Source organism: Mycolicibacterium lutetiense, assembly GCF_017876775.1.
Lineage (GTDB): Bacteria > Actinomycetota > Actinomycetes > Mycobacteriales > Mycobacteriaceae > Mycobacterium > Mycobacterium lutetiense.
Genome location: NZ_JAGIOP010000001.1, coordinates 57,840 through 75,495, shown reverse-complemented (window position 1 = coordinate 75,495; position 17,656 = coordinate 57,840). Strand labels below are relative to the sequence as shown.

Sequence of the window (17,656 nt, the reverse complement as noted above, 5' to 3'; positions counted from 1 at the left end):
GGATTCCAGTCAGCATGTGGCTGTGATCCTCGGTGTAGTGCTTTCTCTCGAGGTCAGCCCTGCGTCAGCCCGACGGCCACGAGCACCAACCAGCCGCCCGCCACACCGACGCATGCACCGAGGACGAACCAGCGCCACACCGGCCGGTTCCGCCAGCCCCACACAGTGGGGGCCAATCCGCCGACGGCCACCATGTTCAGCCCGAGCGCCAGCAGTGGATGCACACGCAGTAGTCCCACCCCGAGCACCACGATCGCCGCGCCGAGCACCGCGGCCACGAAACCGGCCACGGTCAGGCCAGTCCCCCACGGCGTGGAATCGTCGGTCACGGTGTCAATCTAACCCGACGTCAGCCTCCGAACCGGGCGCGCTCGTAGAACGCGAGCGCCGCGGCCGTGGCGACGTTGAGCGAATCTGTGCCGCGCGACATCGGGATGCGCACGCGCACATCACTGGCACGCATCGTGTGTTCAGTCAGCCCCGGGCCTTCGGCGCCGACGAGGACCGCCACCCGGTCCCCGTCGAGCTGCGTCATCGCCTCCGACAGGGTCGCGGCCGCCGGGTCCGGCGTCATCGCCATGAGCCTGAACCCATTGTCCCGCAATAGTTCCAGATCACCGGGCCACGAGGTGGCCCGGGCGAACGGAACCAGCAGAGCATGCCCCATCGACACCCGCACGGCCCGCCGGTACAGCGGATCGGCACACCCCGCACCGAACACCACGGCGTCGACCGCGAGCCCGGCGGCGTTACGGAAGATCGACCCGAGGTTCTCGTGGTCGTTGACGCCTTCGAGCACCGCCACGGTGCGCGCCCCGGAAATCACCTCGGCCACCGACAATTCCGGCGCCCGCGACGCCGAGGCCAACACTCCACGGTTGAGGTGGAAGCCGACCGCGGCAGCCATCACGTCCGCATCGGTCCGATAGAACGGCACATCGACGCCCTCGAGGTCGGCCGCCAGCTCCGCCAGGCGCCGGTCGGTGCCGAGCAGCGCGCGCGGCACGAACCTGGAAGCCAGCATGCGCTGAGCCACGAGCACCCCCTCGGCGATCACCAAACCCTTGCCGCTGGGCAGATCGGGCCGCCGGTCCACACTGTTGAGATCACGAAAGTCGTCCAACCGGGAATCGGCCGGATCCTCGATGTCGATTACCTGCAGCAGACTCACACGCCTTCTCGAACCATGGCAGACATCAGATCGGTCGCATCGAGCAGAGTCTGGCGCTCATCCGGATCCAGTCGCGACAGCTGCATCTGGAGCCACTCCTGGCTCGCCCGGCGCTCCGCCTCGACGAAATCCATCCCGGCCGGAGAGGCAGACACCACGATCTGGCGTCCGTCCACCGGGTGCGCGGCGCGGGCCACCAGGCCCTGCTCTGCCAGTGAGGCGATCACCCGCGTCATCGACGGGGGGCGTACCCGTTCCCGTAACGCAAGGGTGCCTGGCGTCATCGCACCCTCCTTGGCGAGCGTTGCCAGCGCCGAGAACTGGGTCAGCGAAACCGGGGATTCCGCACGCCGCGTGCGCAATTGACGCGCGAGACGCAGAATCGCCAGGGCCAGGTCATTCGCGAGCCGCGACTCCAGATCTTTCACATCGGGAATAGTACTGAGGCACTGACCGTAAAGGGCTAGAACCAAGACCATTGAATCCCCACCGCATCGGATACGTTGGTCATCGATGACCGAGGACAATAACGACACACCGGCCCCCCAGCCGCCGGCCCTGCCCAACGCCCTGCTGGAGCCTTGGCCGGTGATTGCCACGATCGCCACGGGCTGGTTGATCGCGACCGTCCTGACCTTCGCCGTCGGCGGTCTGCAACACTGGCGGCCGTTCACACTCGCCGGACTGGCGATCGGCGTTCTCGGCACGACCATCTTTCTGATCCAGCGCCGCGCCGTGCGCCGCGGATCCCGCGGCGCGCAGAGCGGATTGACCTGAGGAGACACCATGGCCGCACCCCTACTGCAAGCCACCATCGACATCGACGCACCGGTTGACAAGGTCTGGGGGTTGATCTCAGACCTGAGCCGGATGCCGCAGTGGAGCCCACAGTGCCGGCTGATGAAGCCACTCGGCCCGCTGCGTCCGGGAACCCGCACGTTCAACCTCAACCGGCGCAAGTTCATGTTCTGGCCCACCACGTCACGCCTGACCGAGGTCGTCGACAACAAGAAGCTGGCCTTCCTGGTGGAGGGCAACAACACCGTGTGGAGCTACGAACTGGAGCCGACCACCACCGGCACCCGGGTGACCGAATCCCGCCACGCCGAGAACGGCACCACGGCCGTGTCCAACGCTGTGGTCGGCGCATTGTTCGGCGGAGTCCCCAGCTTCGAGGACGAACTCGTCGACGGGATGAATTCCTCGCTGGCGCGGATCAAGGCCGCCGCCGAGAACTAGGGGCGCCTCAGTCGGCGGTGTCGAGCACACCGTCGTCGTACGGCTCGTACATCGGCGATCCGGTGCCGGGCGGTTGCGGGGTGTCTGAATGGGCCCCGCAACCGTATTCGGCCTCCACCACATGCCCGTCGGCTGACAGATCGTTGGCGCACACACCGAACATCGCGCCCAACGCACCGCCGAGCGGTAGGTAGAAGCCGCAGTCGCGACAGACCCGTTTCGTCGAGCGGGCCATCGCCGAACCGGGCCCGTAGTCGCCGTCGTACCAGCGCTGCGCCGCCTGCGCCCGACCCCACTCACTGAGCACCTGGGGCCGACCGAAGCCGAGATCGAGCGGGGCGTCGTCGAGCAGCGGATCCCCGGTGGCCACATACCCCGGAACCAGACGTGGATCATTCGGCGCGGGGGCGAGCAGGTCGCCGGGCCCGAGATCACCGGGACGAACCCGGTCCTGCCACGGCACCCACTCCGGCGCCAACAAAGCCGTCGGACCCGGAATCAGGACCAGCTCGCTGATCGTGACGTGGTCGGCACCCGGGTAGGCCGCCACCACGACGGCCCATTGCCAGCCTCGGTAACCAGGCAAGTCAGCCAGGAACCGGTAGGTGGCCGAGGCAGCATCCTCGATGCTCACGCCGAGGTATTCACCCACGGCGCCCTCGTCGCTGAACTCGATCAACGCCGCACGAGCCTGCTCGGCGGCGCCCAGAAGCACCGCCTCCTGCTCCTGCGACGGTGACGCCGGGCTGATCTGTGGGGTCTGCTCGGCAGATTCGGTCACGCTTTCCATCGCCTCCATAGTGCCTGATCGGGACGACCGCAGGCCACACCGGTTGCCTGTCGGCCAACTGCGCGCCGGATAAGAGAGAATCGGGGAGTGACCTACTACCCGCCGCGGCCGCCGGCCGATCACGGCGCGGAACATCCCGGAATGGCCAACTACCCCAGCGACGAGACGCCTCGGCGGCCACGTAGACAATCGGTGCCCAGCTCCAACCGCTGGCTGCCACCGCTCGACGATCAGCACACGGCCGAGCACCCACGGCACGACGACTCGCAAAGCTCCTACGGGGTCGGGTCAGCGGCCGGAGAGAAGGTCACGGTCACCCGGGCCGCCGCGGCGCGCAGCCGCGAAATGGGTTCTCGGATGTACGGTTTCGTGCACCGCGCGGCAACCGCCGACGGCGCCGACAAATCCGGACTGACCGCGCTGACCTGGCCCGTGGTGGCGAACTTCGCCGTCGACGCGGCCATGGCCGTCGCACTGGCCAACACACTGTTCTTCGCCGCGGCCAGCGGCGAGTCCAAGAGCAAGGTCGCGCTGTACCTGCTCATCACCATCGCGCCGTTCGCGGTGATCGCCCCACTGATCGGGCCTGCACTGGACCGCCTGCAGCACGGTCGCCGGATGGCGCTGGCGGCTTCGTTCGCGTTGCGCACCGGACTGATCGTGATCTTGATCGCCAACTACGACGGCGCCACCGGAAGCTACCCGTCCTGGGTGCTCTATCCCTGCGCGCTCGGCATGATGGTGCTGTCCAAATCGTTCTCGGTGCTGCGCAGCGCGGTCACCCCGCGCGTGCTGCCCCCGTCGATCGACCTGGTCCGGGTGAACTCCCGGTTGACCACCTTCGGCCTGCTCGGCGGCACCGTGGTCGGTGGCGGCATCGCCGCGGGGGCCGAATACCTGTTCAACGTCGCTCAACTGCCCGGGGCGCTGTACGTCGTCGTCGCGGTCAGCGTCGCCGGCGCGGTGCTGTCGATGCGGATCCCGAAGTGGGTCGAGGTCACCGAGGGCGAGGTGCCCACCACGCTGAGTTACCACGGTCAATCGGACGGCCACGGTGAGGTGCGTCGTCGCCCCGGCAAGCCCAAGCCCGTACGGCAGCCGTTGGGCCGCAACACCATCACCGCGCTGTGGGGCAACTGCACCATCAAGGTGATGGTCGGATTCCTGTTCCTCTACCCGGCGTTCGTCGCCAAATCGCAAGATGCCAGCGGCTGGGAGCAGCTACTGATCCTGGGCCTGATCGGGGTGGCCGCCGGGATCGGCAACTTCGGCGGCAACATTGCCGCCGCCCGACTGAAGCTCGGCCATCCCGCACAGCTGGTGGTGCGGGCCGCGGCTGCCGTCACCGTTGCCGCGCTGGCCGCCGCGCTCACCGGAAACCTGCTGGTGGCCGCCGGTGCGACACTGATCACCTCGGGTGCGAGCGCCATCGCCAAGGCCTCACTCGACGCATCCCTGCAGGACGATCTCCCCGAGGCCTCGCGGGCCTCGGCATTCGGCCGGTCGGAATCGGTGCTGCAGCTGGCCTGGGTGATCGGCGGCGCTACCGGGGTGCTGATCTATACGGACCTCACGGTCGGGTTCACTACGATCACGGCCGTGCTGATACTCGGACTGGCGCAGACGATCGTGAGCTACCGCGGCGAATCACTGATTCCCGGCCTGGGCGGTAATCGCCCGGTCCATGCCGCACAAGAAGGCGGCAGCCGTTCCGCGGCAGCCCCGACAACACAGTGGGAGTCCCGATGAAGCGCACCCTGGCAGTCCTGGCTGCCGTGATCGTGCTGGCCATCGCCGGCACCTCGGTCGGGGTCTGGCGCCTGCACAGTGCGCGCGGCGATCGACTGCCCGAGATCAGCGCGTACTCCCACGGACACTCGGTGCGGGTCGGCCCGTTCCAGTACTGCGAGGTGCTCAACCTCGACGACTGCAAGGAACCGCGTGACGCGGGCGAGTTGGCCGTCACCGAGAACAGTCCGGTGCAGCTCTCGGTGCCCAGCGCGGTATCCCGCGCACCCTGGCGGCTGCTGCGGGTGTACGAGAACCCCATCGACACGACGGTGACGTACTTCCCGCCCAAAGCCACGCTCGCCGTCACCATCCCCACGGTCGATCCCGACCGGGGCCGGCTCACCGGCCTGGCCGTACAGCTGCTGACCCTGGTCCAGGACCAGGACGGCCAGGAGTTCGCGCTGCCCCACGCCGAATGGTCGATCAGCACCGTCTGGCCGGACAAGCCCGCGCTAACCCGCTGAGTGACCGGCCGGTACCCGCTCACCCTGCGCCGTCGGGCCGGGCGGAGTGCCGTCGCCGAAAGGCCTGCCGCCCAGGGCTTCCCGACCATGCGGGGTCAGCCAGTCGGCCAGGTCCGGACCCTTGGGCACGATCTGCGTCGGATTGATGTCCGAATGCACGATGTAGTAGTGCGCCTTGATCTGGACGAAGTCGACGGTGTCGCCGAAGCCCGGTGTCTGGAACAGATCCCGGGCGTACGCCCAGAGCACATCCATCTCGGTGAGCTTGGACCGGTTGCACTTGAAATGGCCGTGATAGACCGGGTCGAACCGGGCAAGCGTGGTGAACAACCGGACGTCGGCCTCAGTGATGGTGTCGCCCACCAGAAAACGCTGGGTGCTCAGCCGGTCGCTCAACCAGTCCAGCGCCACGAACAACCGATCGTAGGCGGCCTCGTAGGCCTGCTGTGAGCCGGCGAATCCACAGCGATACACACCGTTGTTGACCTCGGTGTAGACGCGCCTGGCCACCGAGTCGATCTCCCCGCGCAACGGCTCCGGATACAGCTGCGGGGCGCCGTCGCGCTGATACGCGGTCCATTCGGTGGAGAAGTCCAGTGTCATCTGGGCGAAGTCGTTGGTCACCACCGCACCCGTGGCCACCTCGACGATGGCGGGCACGGTGATGCCCTTCGGGTAGTTCGGGTCGCGCTTGAAATACGCGTCCTGCAACCGCGGGATCTTCAACACCGGGTCGAGCCCGCCCGGATCGAGGTCGAACGTCCAGCTGCGTGCATCATGCGTCGGGCCACAGAAGCCAATCGACAGAGCACCTTCCAGGCCCAGCAGGCGTCGCACGATGATGGTGCGGTTGGCCCACGGGCAGGCCCGCGCCACGATCAGCCGGTACCGGCCGGCCTCGACGGGATAGCCGTCAGCGCCATCGCGCGTAATGCGGGTGGTGATGTAGTTGGTGTCGCGGTTGAACTCACCGGACGTCGACGTGCCTGCGACGTAGGAACCCTGGGCCATCGCCTCAGTGTCCCCCGTCGCACAAGCCCGTACTAGGCGTCGAGCTCCTGCGCGACAGCCTTGACGACCTCGGACACCCGGCGCGCGACCTTGCGGTCGGGGTAGCGACCCTTGCGCAGATCGGGCTGCACAATGTCCTCGAGCAGCGTGATCATGTCCGAAACCATGCCGTGCAGCTCATCGGGAGTGTGCTTGTGCTCGGGACGCTCCGCCTCGCGCCGGGACCGGCTCAGGCTCGGCGGCGGATCGATGAGCTTGACGCTCAACGCCTGCGGGCCACGACGGCCGGCAGCCACGCCGAACTCCACACGTTGACCGGCCTTGAGGCCCTCGACGCCCGCGGGCAACGCCGAGGAACGCACATAGACGTCCTCGCCATCCTCCTGGGACACAAAGCCGAAGCCCTTTTCGGCGTCGTACCACTTCACCTTGCCGGTCGGCACTGCACTCACCCGCTCGTCTTGTCAGAACTACTACACACATAAAGGTCGCGTCCCGTTAGCGCCGGGACGCGATGGAGCGATCTTACTCGGACCTGGCCGGGTGCTTCACCCCTATTACTCGGTAGGCTTGCAACCACCTCTGGGAGAGAGTTGCGCCGGTAATGCGAGTGATACTGAACATCATCTGGTTGATCTTCGGCGGCCTGTGGCTGGCGCTGGGATATCTGCTGGCCGCACTGATCTGCTTCGTCCTGATCATCACCATTCCGTTCGGGTTCGCCTCGTTGCGTATCGCGTCCTACGCCCTGTGGCCATTCGGCCGCACGATCGTGGACAAGCCGGGAACCCGGCCCGGCGCCCTCGTCGGCAACATCATCTGGATCGTCCTGTTCGGCTGGTGGCTGGCACTGGGACATTTGGTCAGCGCGGTGGCCATGGCCGTCACCATCATCGGAATCCCGTTGGCGCTGGCCGATCTCAAGATGATCCCGGTCTCGCTGGTCCCGTTGGGCAAGGAAATCGTCCCGGTCGACTCGGTGAAGGTGCCGGCATGACGCTGACCTCACTCGGCCTGCCCGCGGTGGGCGGGTCCAGTCACCCGGCCGCCGGGCCGGCCCCGGCCAGCGGCCCGCTGGTGGACACCTACGGCCGGGTGGCCACCGATCTGCGGGTCTCGCTGACCGACAAGTGCAATCTGCGCTGTACCTATTGCATGCCCGCCGAAGGCCTGGACTGGTTGCCCGGCGAGGCGCTGCTGAGCACCCCCGAACTGGACCGGCTGTTGCGCATCGCCGTAACCCGCCTCGGCATCACCAGCGTGCGGTTCACCGGAGGCGAACCGTTGGTCACCCGCCATCTGGAAGATGTGGTCGCCGCCGTGGCAGCACTGCGCCCCCGCCCGGAGATCACGCTGACCACCAACGGCATCGGGCTGGACCGCCGGGCGGCGGCTCTCAAAGCGGCCGGGTTGGACCGGATCAACGTGTCGCTCGACAGCGTCGACGCCGCCCACTTCGCCCGGATCACGCGTCGAGACCGACTGGGCGACGTGCTCGGCGGTCTGGCGGCCGCCAAGGCGGCCGGGCTGGCGCCGGTGAAGGTCAACGCCGTACTGGACCCGGTATCGGGTCTCGACGACGCGGTGAACCTTGTTGCCTACTGCCTGGACCACGGATACCAGCTGCGGATCATCGAACAGATGCCCCTGGACGCCGGACATACCTGGCAGCGCGGCAGGGTGATCGACGCGGACACCATCCTTGCCACGCTGCAGAAGCATTTCGATCTGCGGCCCGATCCGCAGCCGCGCGGCTCGGCCCCGGCCGAGCTGTGGCAGGTCGCCGAGAGCGCCGAGCATCCCGCGGGCACCGTCGGGGTGATCGCCTCGGTGTCACACGCCTTCTGTTCCGCCTGTGACCGCACCAGGTTGACCGCCGACGGCCAGATCCGCAGCTGCCTGTTCTCCACCGAGGAGAGTGACCTGCGTGCGCTTCTGCGCGGCGGCGCCGACGACGCCGCCATCGAGGCAGCCTGGCGGACCGCGATGTGGGGCAAGCCCGCGGGGCACGGCATCAACAACCCGGATTTCGTGCAGCCCGCGCGGCCCATGAGCGCGATCGGCGGCTAGATGACAGGGCACACCGTGGCCGTGACGGTCCGCTATTTCGCTGCTGCGGCCGCGGCTGCCGGAGTTGATACGGAAACGTTAGATTTGGCAGAAGATGCGACGATCGCGTCGCTCGTCGAGCAACTCAGCGGCCGCGGCTCAGACCTCGCGCACGTCCTAAAGCGCTGCTCATACCTGTGCGACGGAGTGGCCGTCCGCGATCTGAACAAGCCGGTGTCAACGCCTCAGACCATCGATGTGTTACCCCCCTTCGCCGGAGGATAACGTGATTTGCATCACATAACGAAATGGTCACGAGCTGGCTACGGCGCGGTGGAGCCCTTCGCCCACCTGCGACAACGCCAAAATAACCTGCACCTTTAAACAACTTTTAGAGTTTGCTCCGAGCCAAAACGCCCGAGGCCGCTAAACGTGACGGGATAGCCGGCAGCAGTTAACGTTCATTTCCAAGTCAACCGACCCTAATCGGTTGGCCCACCCCGAACCGACGCGCCGAGCTCCATCCATCGGGCAGGGGTTAACGACAAACAACAAGGATGGAGACGGGGGACCCAACCGGTCCACCGATTTATCTCAGGACCAGGAGCCGCTTGCGGCCCCTTGGGGTGAAGCCGTCAGAGTTTCGACGACGACGGCCGGGTAACCTCTCCCACCCGAACCCGACAGCTGACCTCGTGGGCGCATACGAGAGGACCTTCACGCTTATGAGCGGACGGCATCGCAAGCCCAGCACGTCTTCATCAGCCAAGAACGCCGCGAAGATCGCGGTGACCGGCGTTGCCATCGCAGGCGGCGGCCTCGCGATGGCCAGCCAGGCAATGGCCGCGACCGACGGCGAGTGGGACACCGTCGCCCGCTGCGAGTCAGGCGGCAACTGGGCCATCAACACCGGCAACGGGTACCACGGTGGCCTGCAGTTCTCCCCCGGCACGTGGTCCGGTCACGGCGGTGGTGAATACGCACCCACTGCCTTCATGGCCACCAAGGAAGAGCAGATCGCCGTCGCCGAGCGCGTTCTGGCCACTCAGGGCAAGGGCGCCTGGCCCACCTGCGGCCGCGGCCTCTCGAGCGCCACCCCGCGCAACCTGGTCAACGAGCCCGCCCCCGCGCCGCTGGACGCACCCGCGGTCAACGGCGAACTGCCGCCGCCCCCGGACGCTCCGGCCCCGGCACCCGAGGCAGCCCCGATGGACGCCCCGCTGCCGCCCGCGCCCGAGAACCTGCCGCCTGCCCCGGAGAACCTGCCCCCGGCACCCGAGGCCCCCGCCCCGGCACCCGAGGCAGCCCCGATGGACGCCGCGCTGGCCCCGGCCCCTGAGGCCGCCCCGATCGCCGACGCTGCACTGCAGGTGCCCGCCCCTGAGGCCCCGGCTCCCGAAGCGGCGCCTGCCCCCGCGCAGAAGGTCAGCTACTACGATCAGATCCAGCAGGCCATCGAGAACCAGGGCCTCGACGGCAACATCGTTATCAACGGCTGATTTTCAGGCCGAACCGACCCACTCGTCGGTACCGTCGGAGAAATACTGGTGCTTCCACACCGGTAGCCGCTCTTTGACGCTGTCGACGAGGCGGGCACAGGTTTCGAACGCCGCCTTGCGATGGTCCGCTGCCACAGCGGCCACCAGGGCGGCGTCTCCTATGTGCAGGGTGCCGATGCGGTGGCTGACCGCGATCGCACGTACCCCGGTGGCCTGTGCGGCGACTTCGGCGGCAACTTCTTCCAACGTCTGTAGCGCGTGGGGGTGCGCGGAGTAGTCCAGCCGAATGACCGAACGGCCACCGTCGTGATCACGCACCACCCCGGAGAACCCAACGACGGCTCCGGCTGCCTCATGGGCCACCAGCGCCTCGTATTCGGTCAGCGAGATCGGGGTGTCGGTCAGATCGACGCGTATGACAGATGCGCTCACCGGCAGGTCCTTCTCCTCTTCGCACAGGCGCTCATCGGTGATCCTTTCCGCCCAGCTGGTCCAATGCATGCTCCAGGACGCCGGCCAGTACGCCCAGCCCGTCCTTGACCCCGCCCGGCGACCCGGGCAGGTTGACGATCAGGGTGCGTCCGGCGACGCCGCAGACGCCGCGGGACAACACCGCGGTGGGCACCTTGTGTGCGCCGGCCCGCCGGATGGCATCGGCCAGGCCGGGTATCTGATAGTCGAGTACCGCCGAGGTGGATTCCGGTGTCGCGTCAGTGGGCGAGATACCGGTGCCACCGGACGTGATGATCAGGTCGACGCGCTCAGCCAGGGCGGCTCGCAGGGCATCGCCGACGGCATGTCCGTCGGCGACCACCATCTGCTCGGTGACGTCATATCCCCGATCGGAGAGCCAGCCGACGATGAGCGGGCCGGTCCGGTCGTCGTACACCCCTGCAGCGGCACGGGTGGAGGCGATGATGACCCGCGCCGAACGCGTCACTGAGTAGTTCTTTCCCACAATCCCGTTTTACCGCCTTCTTTGCGCACCACTTTGATGTCGTCGATGCGCGCGGCGGGGTCGACGGCCTTGATCATGTCGTACAGCGTCAGCGCGGCGACGCTCACCGCGGTCAGGGCCTCCATCTCGACCCCCGTGCGGTCGGTGCTGCGCACGGTGGCAGTGACGGCGACCTCGGCGTCACGGGCGTCGAAGGCCACGTCGACGCCGGTCAGCGCCAACTGATGGCACAGCGGAATCAGCTCGGGAGTCCGCTTGGCCGCCTGGATTCCGGCGATCCGTGCAGTGGCCAGCGCATCACCTTTGGGCAGGCCACCCGAGGCGATGAGGGCCACCACATCCGGCCTGGTGTGCAACGTGCCCACGGCCACCGCGGTGCGCTTGGTCACGGCCTTGGCCGAGACGTCGACCATGTGTGCCGCGCCGGACTCGTCGAGGTGCGACAGTCCCACTGTTACCTGTTGACGACGGTGGCCGACTGGATGAATGGCAGGTCTTCCGCCGGCAACGGAAAGGTCAGGTCGCCGAACGGGGACAGTGCGCCGGTGCGGTCGGTGGCAAGCTCACTGACGGCGTGATCATCGCCGTCGGAGAGCACGGGCCAGCCGTTGTCGACGTAATGGTTCTTCTTGTTGTCAGCCACGCCCCACATTGTGGCAGGCTCCTCATCCGGTGGCGAGACCGGCGGGCTGCTTTACCCTGGTCAGGATATGACCGCTGCACAGACTCCCGGGTTCCCGCTGGGTGCCTGGCTGTCCGACCTCGATGACAAGGCCCTGATCCGCCTGCTGGAACTGCGGCCCGACCTGAGCCAGCCACCCCCGGGGACGATTGCCGCGCTTGCCGCGCGTGCCACCTCACGCCAGTCGGTCAAGGCTGCCACCGATTCCCTGGACTTCCTGAAGCTGGCTGTGCTGGACGCACTGCTGGTCCTGCACGCCGACACGCACGCCGTCCCGGTATCCGAGGTGAGAAAACTGTTGGGCGAGCGCGTCGGCGCCGGGGACGTGATGGCCGCGCTGGACGATCTGCGTGAGCGGGCCCTGGTCTGGGGCGACACTGCGGTCCGGGTGGCACCCGAGGTGGCTTCCGGCCTGCCGTGGTTCGTCGGGCAGGCCACCGAAGAGGTGTCCGACCGCAGCGCCGACGAGATCGCCGGCCTGCTCGGGGAGCTCGACGACGCCCAGAACGATCTGCTGGCCCGCCTGTTGGAGGGCTCACCCATGGGCCGCACCCGCGACGCGGCCCCCGACACCCCGCCGGACCGGCCGGTGCCGCGACTGCTCGAGGCCGGACTGCTGCGGCGGATCGACGCTGAGACCGTGATCCTGCCCCGGATCATCGGTCAGGTGATGCGCGGTGAGGCGCCCGGCCCGACGGAGTTGACCGCGCCGGTACTCCAGACGTCCTCGACAACGCCTGCCGATGTGAACGCAGCGGCCGCCGGTGCGGCCATCGATCTGCTGCGCGAGATTGACCTGATCATCGAAACCCTCGGCATCACACCGGTTCCCGAGTTGCGCAACGGCGGGCTCGGGGTGCGTGACGTCAAACGGCTGGCCAAGACCACCGGTATCGACGAACCACGGCTGGGGCTCCTCCTGGAACTGGCTGCCGGCGCGGGGCTGATCGCGGCCGGGATGCCCGAACCGGACCCGGGTGACGGGACCGGACCCTACTGGGCGCCGACGGTGGCCGCAGACCGGTTCGTCGAATCCCCGACTGCCACCCGCTGGCAGCTGCTGGCCTCGACCTGGCTGGACCTGCCGGCCCGGCCAGCGCTGATCGGCAGCCGCGGCCCGGACAACAAACCCTTTGCTGCACTGTCGGATTCGCTGTATTCGACCGCAGCTCCCCTGGACCGCAGACTGCTGCTGAGCGTGTTGGCCGACCTGGCACCGGGCAGCGGGGTCGACAGCGCCGAAGCCGCTCGCGCGATGGTCTGGCGGCGGCCGCGCTGGGCGGTGCGCCTGCAGCCGGCCACGGTCGGCGGCCTGCTCGCCGAAGCGCATGCCCTGGGCATGGTGGGCCGCGGTGCGATCAGCACCCCGGCGCGCGGGATATTGGCCGGCGACCCCGACGTGGACGTACTGGCCGCGATGGCCAAGGCGCTCCCCAAACCACTCGACCACTTCCTGCTACAGGCCGACCTCACGGTAATCGTGCCCGGACCGCTGGAGCGGGAGCTGGCCGAACATCTGGCCGAGGTGGCCACCGTCGAATCGGCGGGCGCGGCGATGGTCTACCGGATCAGCGAAGCGTCCATCCGGCGTGCACTCGATGCCGGGCGCACCGCCAGCGAGCTGCACACCCTGTTCGAGAAACATTCGAAAACCCCGGTGCCGCAAGGCTTGACCTATCTCATCGACGACGTCGCCCGCCGCCACGGTCAGCTGCGCGTCGGGATGGCCACGTCGTTCCTGCGGTGTGAGGATCCGGCACTGCTGGCCCAGGCAGTCGCCTCGCCGGGCGCCGACCGCCTCGAGCTGCGACTGCTGGCCCCGACGGTGGCAGTGTCGCAGGCACCGATCGCCGACATGCTTACCGCGCTACGCGAAGCCGGGTTCGCGCCCGCCGCCGAAGACTCCACCGGCGCCGTCGTCGACATCAGGGCCCGCGGCGCGCGCGTCGTCGCACCGACCCGGCGCCGCGTCTACCGCCCACCCACCGCGCCGACAGCCCAGACTCTCGGCGCGATCGTCGCGGTGCTGCGCAAGGTGGCGTCGGGACCGTTCGCCAGTGTGCGCCTGGACCCGGCGATGGCCATCACCCAATTACAGGAGGCCGCGATCAACCAGACCTCCGTGGTGATCGGATACGTCGACCCGGCCGGGGTGGCCACGCAGCGGGTGGTCTCCCCCATCAATGTGCGCGGCGGTCAGCTGACCGCATTCGATCCGGCCGCCGGGCGGGTCCGCGAGTTCGCCATCCACCGCGTCACCTCGGTGGTTTCGGCCGATAACTAGGTTTCTGGATAATGGACCAGATGATTCCTGCGAGGAGCCGAGAATGACTGACGGCCCACTGATCGTGCAGTCCGACAAGACGGTGCTGCTCGAAGTCGACCACGAGCAGGCCGGAGCGGCCCGCGCCGCCATCGCGCCGTTCGCCGAGCTGGAGCGCGCCCCCGAGCACGTCCACACGTACCGCATCACGCCCCTGGCACTGTGGAACGCCCGCGCGGCCGGCCACGACGCCGAGCAGGTGGTTGATGCCCTGGTCAGCTTCTCCCGCTACCCGGTGCCGCAGCCACTGCTGGTCGACGTCGTCGACACCATGGGCCGCTACGGACGGCTGCAACTGGTGAAGAGTCCGGTGCATGGCCTGGTCCTGGTGAGCCTGGATCGAGCGGTGCTCACCGAGGTGCTGCGGCACAAGAAGATCGCCCCGATGCTCGGCGCGCGCCTCGACGACGACACCGTCGTGGTGCATGCCAGCGAGCGCGGTCACATCAAGCAGATGCTGCTCAAGATCGGCTGGCCCGCCGAGGACCTGGCCGGCTACGTCGACGGCGAGGCCCATCCGATCGCCCTGGCCCAGGACGGCTGGGAGCTGCGCGACTACCAGCAGATGGCCACCGATTCGTTCTGGGCGGGCGGCTCCGGCGTGGTGGTGCTGCCGTGCGGCGCCGGCAAGACCCTGGTCGGAGCGGCCGCGATGGCCAAGGCCGGCGCGACGACGCTGATCCTGGTCACCAACACGGTGGCCGGGCGGCAGTGGAAGCGCGAACTGGTGGCCCGCACCTCGCTGACCGAGGACGAGATCGGCGAGTACTCGGGTGAGAAGAAGGAGATCCGGCCGGTCACCATCGCGACGTACCAGGTGATCACCCGCCGCACCAAGGGCGAGTACAAGCATCTGGAGATCTTCGACACCCGTGACTGGGGGCTGATCATCTACGACGAGGTGCACCTGCTGCCGGCACCGGTGTTCCGGATGACCGCCGATCTGCAGTCCCGGCGGCGACTGGGCCTGACGGCGACCCTGATCCGCGAAGACGGCCGCGAAGGCGACGTGTTCTCCCTGATCGGGCCGAAACGCTACGACGCGCCGTGGAAGGACATCGAAGCCCAGGGCTGGATCGCGCCCGCCGAGTGCATCGAGGTCCGGGTCACGATGACCGACAACGAGCGGATGCTCTACGCCACCGCCGAGCCCGAGGAACGCTACAAACTGTGCTCGACGGTGCACACCAAGATCGCGGTGGTCCGATCGATCCTGGAACGTCACCCCGGCGAGCCGACGCTGGTGATCGGCGCCTACCTGGATCAGCTCGAAGAACTCGGCCAGGAGCTGGATGCCCCGGTGATCCAGGGGTCGACGAAGAACTCCGAGCGCGAGGCCCTCTTCGACGCATTCCGCCGCGGCGAGATCTCCACGCTGGTGGTCAGCAAGGTGGCGAACTTCTCCATCGACCTGCCGGAAGCATCTGTCGCCGTTCAGGTTTCAGGCACCTTCGGCTCCCGCCAGGAAGAGGCACAGCGCCTGGGCCGGCTGCTGCGTCCGAAGGCCAACGGCGGCGGTGCGGTGTTCTACTCCGTGGTGTCACGCGATTCGTTGGACGCCGAGTACGCCGCACACCGCCAGCGCTTCCTGGCCGAGCAGGGCTACGGCTACGTCATCAAGGACGCCGACGACCTGCTCGGCCCCCCCATCTAACGATCTAGGCGTGTGGCTTCACCACGGTCAACAGCACCACCGAATCCTCGAGTGCATGCAGGCTGTGGCGGGTACGCGGGATCACGATGTGATCGCCCGGCGATCCTTCCCAACTGGCCTCGGCCGTGGCCAGCTTCACCCGGCCCTCGATCACCTGCAGGGTCGCCTCGCCCGGGCTCTCGTGCTCGTCGAGACCGGTGTCACCTTTGAGAGCGATCACCGTCTGACGCAACTGGTGCTCATGCCCGCCGTAGACCGTGGTTGCACTGCGTCCACTGCTGGCCGCACGGGCGGAGCTCAACTGTTGACGGGCAATCGCGGTGAGCGAGATCTTCTCCATGGCGGTGCATTCCCTTCCGACGGGGTCGGGCTGACGAAGCCGGTCCGGCGACCGGTTTTGTGACCCCTTGGCAGACTATCGCCCCCGTCGCGTAGCCCGCGTCCGCCCGGACGGCGATACCACGACGCCGATCCGTTTCCGAGTTCGCAAATCAAATTCCGCGCAAACACGCTCACGCAACACCGGTGCCGATACTCTCGACTCGAGCCTTACCACGACGAAAAGGGAACCGATCCCATGAGAAAAATGTTGGTGGCGACAACGACCGGCCTGATGGCCGCGTCCCTCAGTTTCGCTGTCGCGGGTTGTGGACCGTCCGGCGAACAGAAATCCTCAACCTCCGAATCGACAGCGGTGACCGCCGTGCAGGATCAACCGCCCAAGCTGGAGGACGGTCTCGACGAAACCCTGCATGACTATATCGTCGAGCACAACATCGCCGAAGTTCCTTTCGCGCCAGGCGATCCCGGGGCCCCGACCTTCGACCTCGCCCTCCCCGAGAACTGGAGCTTGGCCACCGAGATACCGGATTGGGCCTTCGGAGCCATCGTCTACGACCAACCCCGGGATGCCGCGGATCCCCCCACCATTACCGCGATCGCCAACAAACTCACCGGCGACGTGGAGGCCCCCGAAGTGCTCGAATATGCGTCGGGACTTTTGGACAACATGCCTGATTTCAAACCGCGCGGTGAGGCCACCGAGCGCACCATCGGCGGGTTCAATTCCGTTGACTACGCCGGAACGTACCTCCATGACGGCAAAACGCGTTTCGTCGCCCAGAAAACGGTTGTGGTGCCCGGTCCGGATGCACTCTTCGTCGTCCAACTGAACGGCACGGCGATGGAGAGCGATTCACAGATCGTGCTCGACGCCATGCAGTGGATCAATGACCGCACGACGATTACCGCCGCCTAGCGCCCGGCCGCGGTCACATCCGCAAATGATGGAGACCCTGAGAATGACCCGAATCAAAGCTTCCACGCTGCTGTTGGCACTGGTCGGCTTCGTGCTGTTCCTGTCAGGCCCGGTCATCACCGCTCCACCGGCATACGCGGCGTGCGCCGCCAACCAACAGTTGGATCCCCGCACCGGAATGTGCTGGTCGACGACCGACCGGAACATCATCGGCACGCCGCGAAGCACGGGCGGAACCGCACCCTGCATTCCCGGCCGGCTCGGAACGTGCCTGGCCGCGGCACAGAACGGCACGCAGCCCGGTGCGAACCTGAAGCCGCAGCCGCCCGCGGGTCCTGCACCCCGCACCACCTGGCCGGCTCGGTAACCGACGGCCAGATGGCGCGGGACCACGAAGCACCGACACATCAAATGATCGTGCTTGGGCACCACTAGAGCAGGCGCAATCGCCCAGTCGGGCAGCTGAGTCGCTTCCCGGTTCAGCGCGGAAGATGTGCACCTTGAGGTACCCGTCGGCGCTGTTCTTGAAGAGCTGCGATCTACCGGGCCCGAAATCGGTGAGCCCGGCGACGAACTGTTCGGCTGTGGCAGTGGTCGTCTCGTGGAATCGGATGATGGACATTGCGGGGTCCTTTCAACTGGGGTGTAGTCATCGATGGACCCAACAACCGCCCTGCACCGGTCGCCAATTCCGCCAATTGAGCCGCCGGCCCGGCCCTGTCGATACTGGTATTGACAGGGACAGTGTGGGATCGGACCGCTCGCCG

General features: G+C 67.4%; 23 protein-coding genes and 1 riboswitch. Of the genes, 12 read left to right on the top strand and 11 right to left on the bottom strand.

Annotated elements, in window-relative coordinates; all coding sequences use genetic code 11:
* Window positions 1-53 precede the first annotated feature (53 nt).
* The 3 genes from JOF57_RS00415 to JOF57_RS00405 are packed head-to-tail and all read right to left on the bottom strand — an operon-like array spanning window position 54 to window position 1,599.
* On the bottom strand, window positions 54-329 hold the full coding sequence (locus tag JOF57_RS00415) for a DUF2537 domain-containing protein (RefSeq protein ID WP_209912587.1): 276 nt from the start codon (window positions 327-329) through the stop codon (window positions 54-56).
* Window positions 330-349: 20 nt separating this feature from the next.
* Complete coding sequence (locus tag JOF57_RS00410) at window positions 350-1,171, bottom strand: TrmH family RNA methyltransferase (RefSeq protein ID WP_209912585.1); 822 nt, start codon at window positions 1,169-1,171, stop codon at window positions 350-352.
* Complete coding sequence (locus JOF57_RS00405) at window positions 1,168-1,599, bottom strand: Rv0880 family HTH-type transcriptional regulator (RefSeq protein WP_209912583.1); 432 nt, start codon at window positions 1,597-1,599, stop codon at window positions 1,168-1,170. Before JOF57_RS00405 ends, JOF57_RS00410 begins: the two co-directional genes overlap by 4 nt.
* A gap of 85 nt (window positions 1,600-1,684) precedes the next feature.
* Here JOF57_RS00405 and JOF57_RS00400 point away from each other — a divergent pair, with 85 nt between their 5' ends.
* Both JOF57_RS00400 and JOF57_RS00395 read left to right on the top strand, forming a co-directional pair.
* Entirely contained in the window at window positions 1,685-1,948 is a 264-nt protein-coding gene (locus JOF57_RS00400) for a DUF2530 domain-containing protein (RefSeq protein ID WP_209912581.1), read from the top strand.
* A gap of 9 nt (window positions 1,949-1,957) precedes the next feature.
* Window positions 1,958-2,410, top strand: a complete 453-nt coding sequence (locus JOF57_RS00395; protein WP_209912579.1) for an SRPBCC family protein — start codon at window positions 1,958-1,960, stop codon at window positions 2,408-2,410.
* A 7-nt stretch (window positions 2,411-2,417) separates the two neighbouring features.
* Here JOF57_RS00395 and JOF57_RS00390 read toward each other — a convergent pair whose 3' ends face one another.
* Window positions 2,418-3,200 (bottom strand): DUF3027 domain-containing protein, encoded by a 783-nt coding sequence (locus tag JOF57_RS00390; RefSeq protein WP_209912578.1) that lies wholly within the window; start codon window positions 3,198-3,200, stop codon window positions 2,418-2,420.
* Window positions 3,201-3,341: 141 nt separating this feature from the next.
* On the opposite strand from JOF57_RS00390, the gene JOF57_RS00385 reads away from it, so the two are divergent.
* The gene (locus JOF57_RS00385) at window positions 3,342-4,949 is read left to right on the top strand and encodes an MFS transporter (RefSeq protein ID WP_234937769.1); all 1,608 of its coding nucleotides are present in this window, start codon (window positions 3,342-3,344) and stop codon (window positions 4,947-4,949) included.
* Complete coding sequence (locus JOF57_RS00380; protein ID WP_209912574.1) at window positions 4,946-5,455, top strand: DUF2771 domain-containing protein; 510 nt, start codon at window positions 4,946-4,948, stop codon at window positions 5,453-5,455. Before JOF57_RS00385 ends, JOF57_RS00380 begins: the two co-directional genes overlap by 4 nt.
* On the opposite strand, the gene JOF57_RS00375 is transcribed toward JOF57_RS00380, so the two are convergent.
* Together JOF57_RS00375 and JOF57_RS00370 are read right to left on the bottom strand one after the other, a co-directional pair.
* Window positions 5,444-6,466: a glutathione S-transferase family protein gene (locus tag JOF57_RS00375; protein WP_209912572.1), complete on the bottom strand. Its 1,023-nt coding sequence runs from the start codon at window positions 6,464-6,466 to the stop codon at window positions 5,444-5,446. The two genes, JOF57_RS00380 and JOF57_RS00375, sit on opposite strands and share 12 nt — an antisense overlap.
* 32 nt (window positions 6,467-6,498) lie before the next feature.
* A complete protein-coding gene (locus JOF57_RS00370; RefSeq protein WP_209915639.1) occupies window positions 6,499-6,909 on the bottom strand; it encodes a cold-shock protein in 411 nt (136 codons plus the stop codon).
* A gap of 161 nt (window positions 6,910-7,070) precedes the next feature.
* Between JOF57_RS00370 and JOF57_RS00365 the strand changes: the two genes are divergently transcribed.
* The 4 genes from JOF57_RS00365 (at window position 7,071) to JOF57_RS00350 (ending at window position 10,014) form a co-directional block, all read left to right on the top strand.
* Entirely contained in the window at window positions 7,071-7,463 is a 393-nt protein-coding gene (locus JOF57_RS00365) for a YccF domain-containing protein (RefSeq protein WP_209912570.1), read from the top strand.
* Window positions 7,460-8,536, top strand: coding sequence for a GTP 3',8-cyclase MoaA (gene moaA / locus JOF57_RS00360; RefSeq protein WP_209912568.1), 1,077 nt, complete (start codon window positions 7,460-7,462; stop codon window positions 8,534-8,536). Before JOF57_RS00365 ends, moaA begins: the two co-directional genes overlap by 4 nt.
* Window positions 8,537-8,800 (top strand): MoaD/ThiS family protein, encoded by a 264-nt coding sequence (locus tag JOF57_RS00355; RefSeq protein ID WP_209912567.1) that lies wholly within the window; start codon window positions 8,537-8,539, stop codon window positions 8,798-8,800.
* Between the two features lie 247 nt (window positions 8,801-9,047).
* Window positions 9,048-9,232: riboswitch (cyclic di-AMP (ydaO/yuaA leader) on the top strand.
* A gap of 8 nt (window positions 9,233-9,240) precedes the next feature.
* Window positions 9,241-10,014 (top strand): transglycosylase family protein, encoded by a 774-nt coding sequence (locus JOF57_RS00350; protein ID WP_209912565.1) that lies wholly within the window; start codon window positions 9,241-9,243, stop codon window positions 10,012-10,014.
* A gap of 3 nt (window positions 10,015-10,017) precedes the next feature.
* Here JOF57_RS00350 and JOF57_RS00345 read toward each other — a convergent pair whose 3' ends face one another.
* From JOF57_RS00345 to JOF57_RS00330, 4 genes are read right to left on the bottom strand one after another with little or no spacing between them, the layout of a single operon-like run.
* Window positions 10,018-10,446, bottom strand: a complete 429-nt coding sequence (locus JOF57_RS00345; protein WP_209912563.1) for a molybdenum cofactor biosynthesis protein MoaE — start codon at window positions 10,444-10,446, stop codon at window positions 10,018-10,020.
* Between the two features lie 31 nt (window positions 10,447-10,477).
* Window positions 10,478-10,954 carry a MogA/MoaB family molybdenum cofactor biosynthesis protein gene (locus JOF57_RS00340; protein ID WP_209912561.1) on the bottom strand — a complete coding sequence of 159 codons (477 nt, stop codon included), beginning with the start codon at window positions 10,952-10,954 and terminating at the stop codon, window positions 10,478-10,480.
* Complete coding sequence (moaC, locus tag JOF57_RS00335) at window positions 10,951-11,424, bottom strand: cyclic pyranopterin monophosphate synthase MoaC (protein WP_209912559.1); 474 nt, start codon at window positions 11,422-11,424, stop codon at window positions 10,951-10,953. Before moaC ends, JOF57_RS00340 begins: the two co-directional genes overlap by 4 nt.
* 2 nt (window positions 11,425-11,426) lie before the next feature.
* On the bottom strand, window positions 11,427-11,624 hold the full coding sequence (locus JOF57_RS00330; RefSeq protein WP_209912558.1) for a hypothetical protein: 198 nt from the start codon (window positions 11,622-11,624) through the stop codon (window positions 11,427-11,429).
* Window positions 11,625-11,682: 58 nt separating this feature from the next.
* Between JOF57_RS00330 and JOF57_RS00325 the strand changes: the two genes are divergently transcribed.
* On the top strand, window positions 11,683-13,938 hold the full coding sequence (locus tag JOF57_RS00325; protein ID WP_209912556.1) for a helicase-associated domain-containing protein: 2,256 nt from the start codon (window positions 11,683-11,685) through the stop codon (window positions 13,936-13,938).
* Between the two features lie 43 nt (window positions 13,939-13,981).
* Window positions 13,982-15,631, top strand: coding sequence for a DNA repair helicase XPB (locus tag JOF57_RS00320; RefSeq protein ID WP_209912554.1), 1,650 nt, complete (start codon window positions 13,982-13,984; stop codon window positions 15,629-15,631).
* A 4-nt stretch (window positions 15,632-15,635) separates the two neighbouring features.
* Here the strand turns inward: JOF57_RS00320 and JOF57_RS00315 are convergent, their stop codons facing one another.
* Entirely contained in the window at window positions 15,636-15,971 is a 336-nt protein-coding gene (locus JOF57_RS00315) for a cupin domain-containing protein (RefSeq protein ID WP_209912552.1), read from the bottom strand.
* Between the two features lie 354 nt (window positions 15,972-16,325).
* Between JOF57_RS00315 and JOF57_RS00310 the strand changes: the two genes are divergently transcribed.
* Window positions 16,326-16,889, top strand: coding sequence for an LpqN/LpqT family lipoprotein (locus JOF57_RS00310; protein ID WP_307869929.1), 564 nt, complete (start codon window positions 16,326-16,328; stop codon window positions 16,887-16,889).
* Between the two features lie 43 nt (window positions 16,890-16,932).
* Window positions 16,933-17,256, top strand: a complete 324-nt coding sequence (locus tag JOF57_RS00305; RefSeq protein ID WP_209912548.1) for a hypothetical protein — start codon at window positions 16,933-16,935, stop codon at window positions 17,254-17,256.
* The last annotated feature ends 400 nt before the right edge of the window (window positions 17,257-17,656 follow it).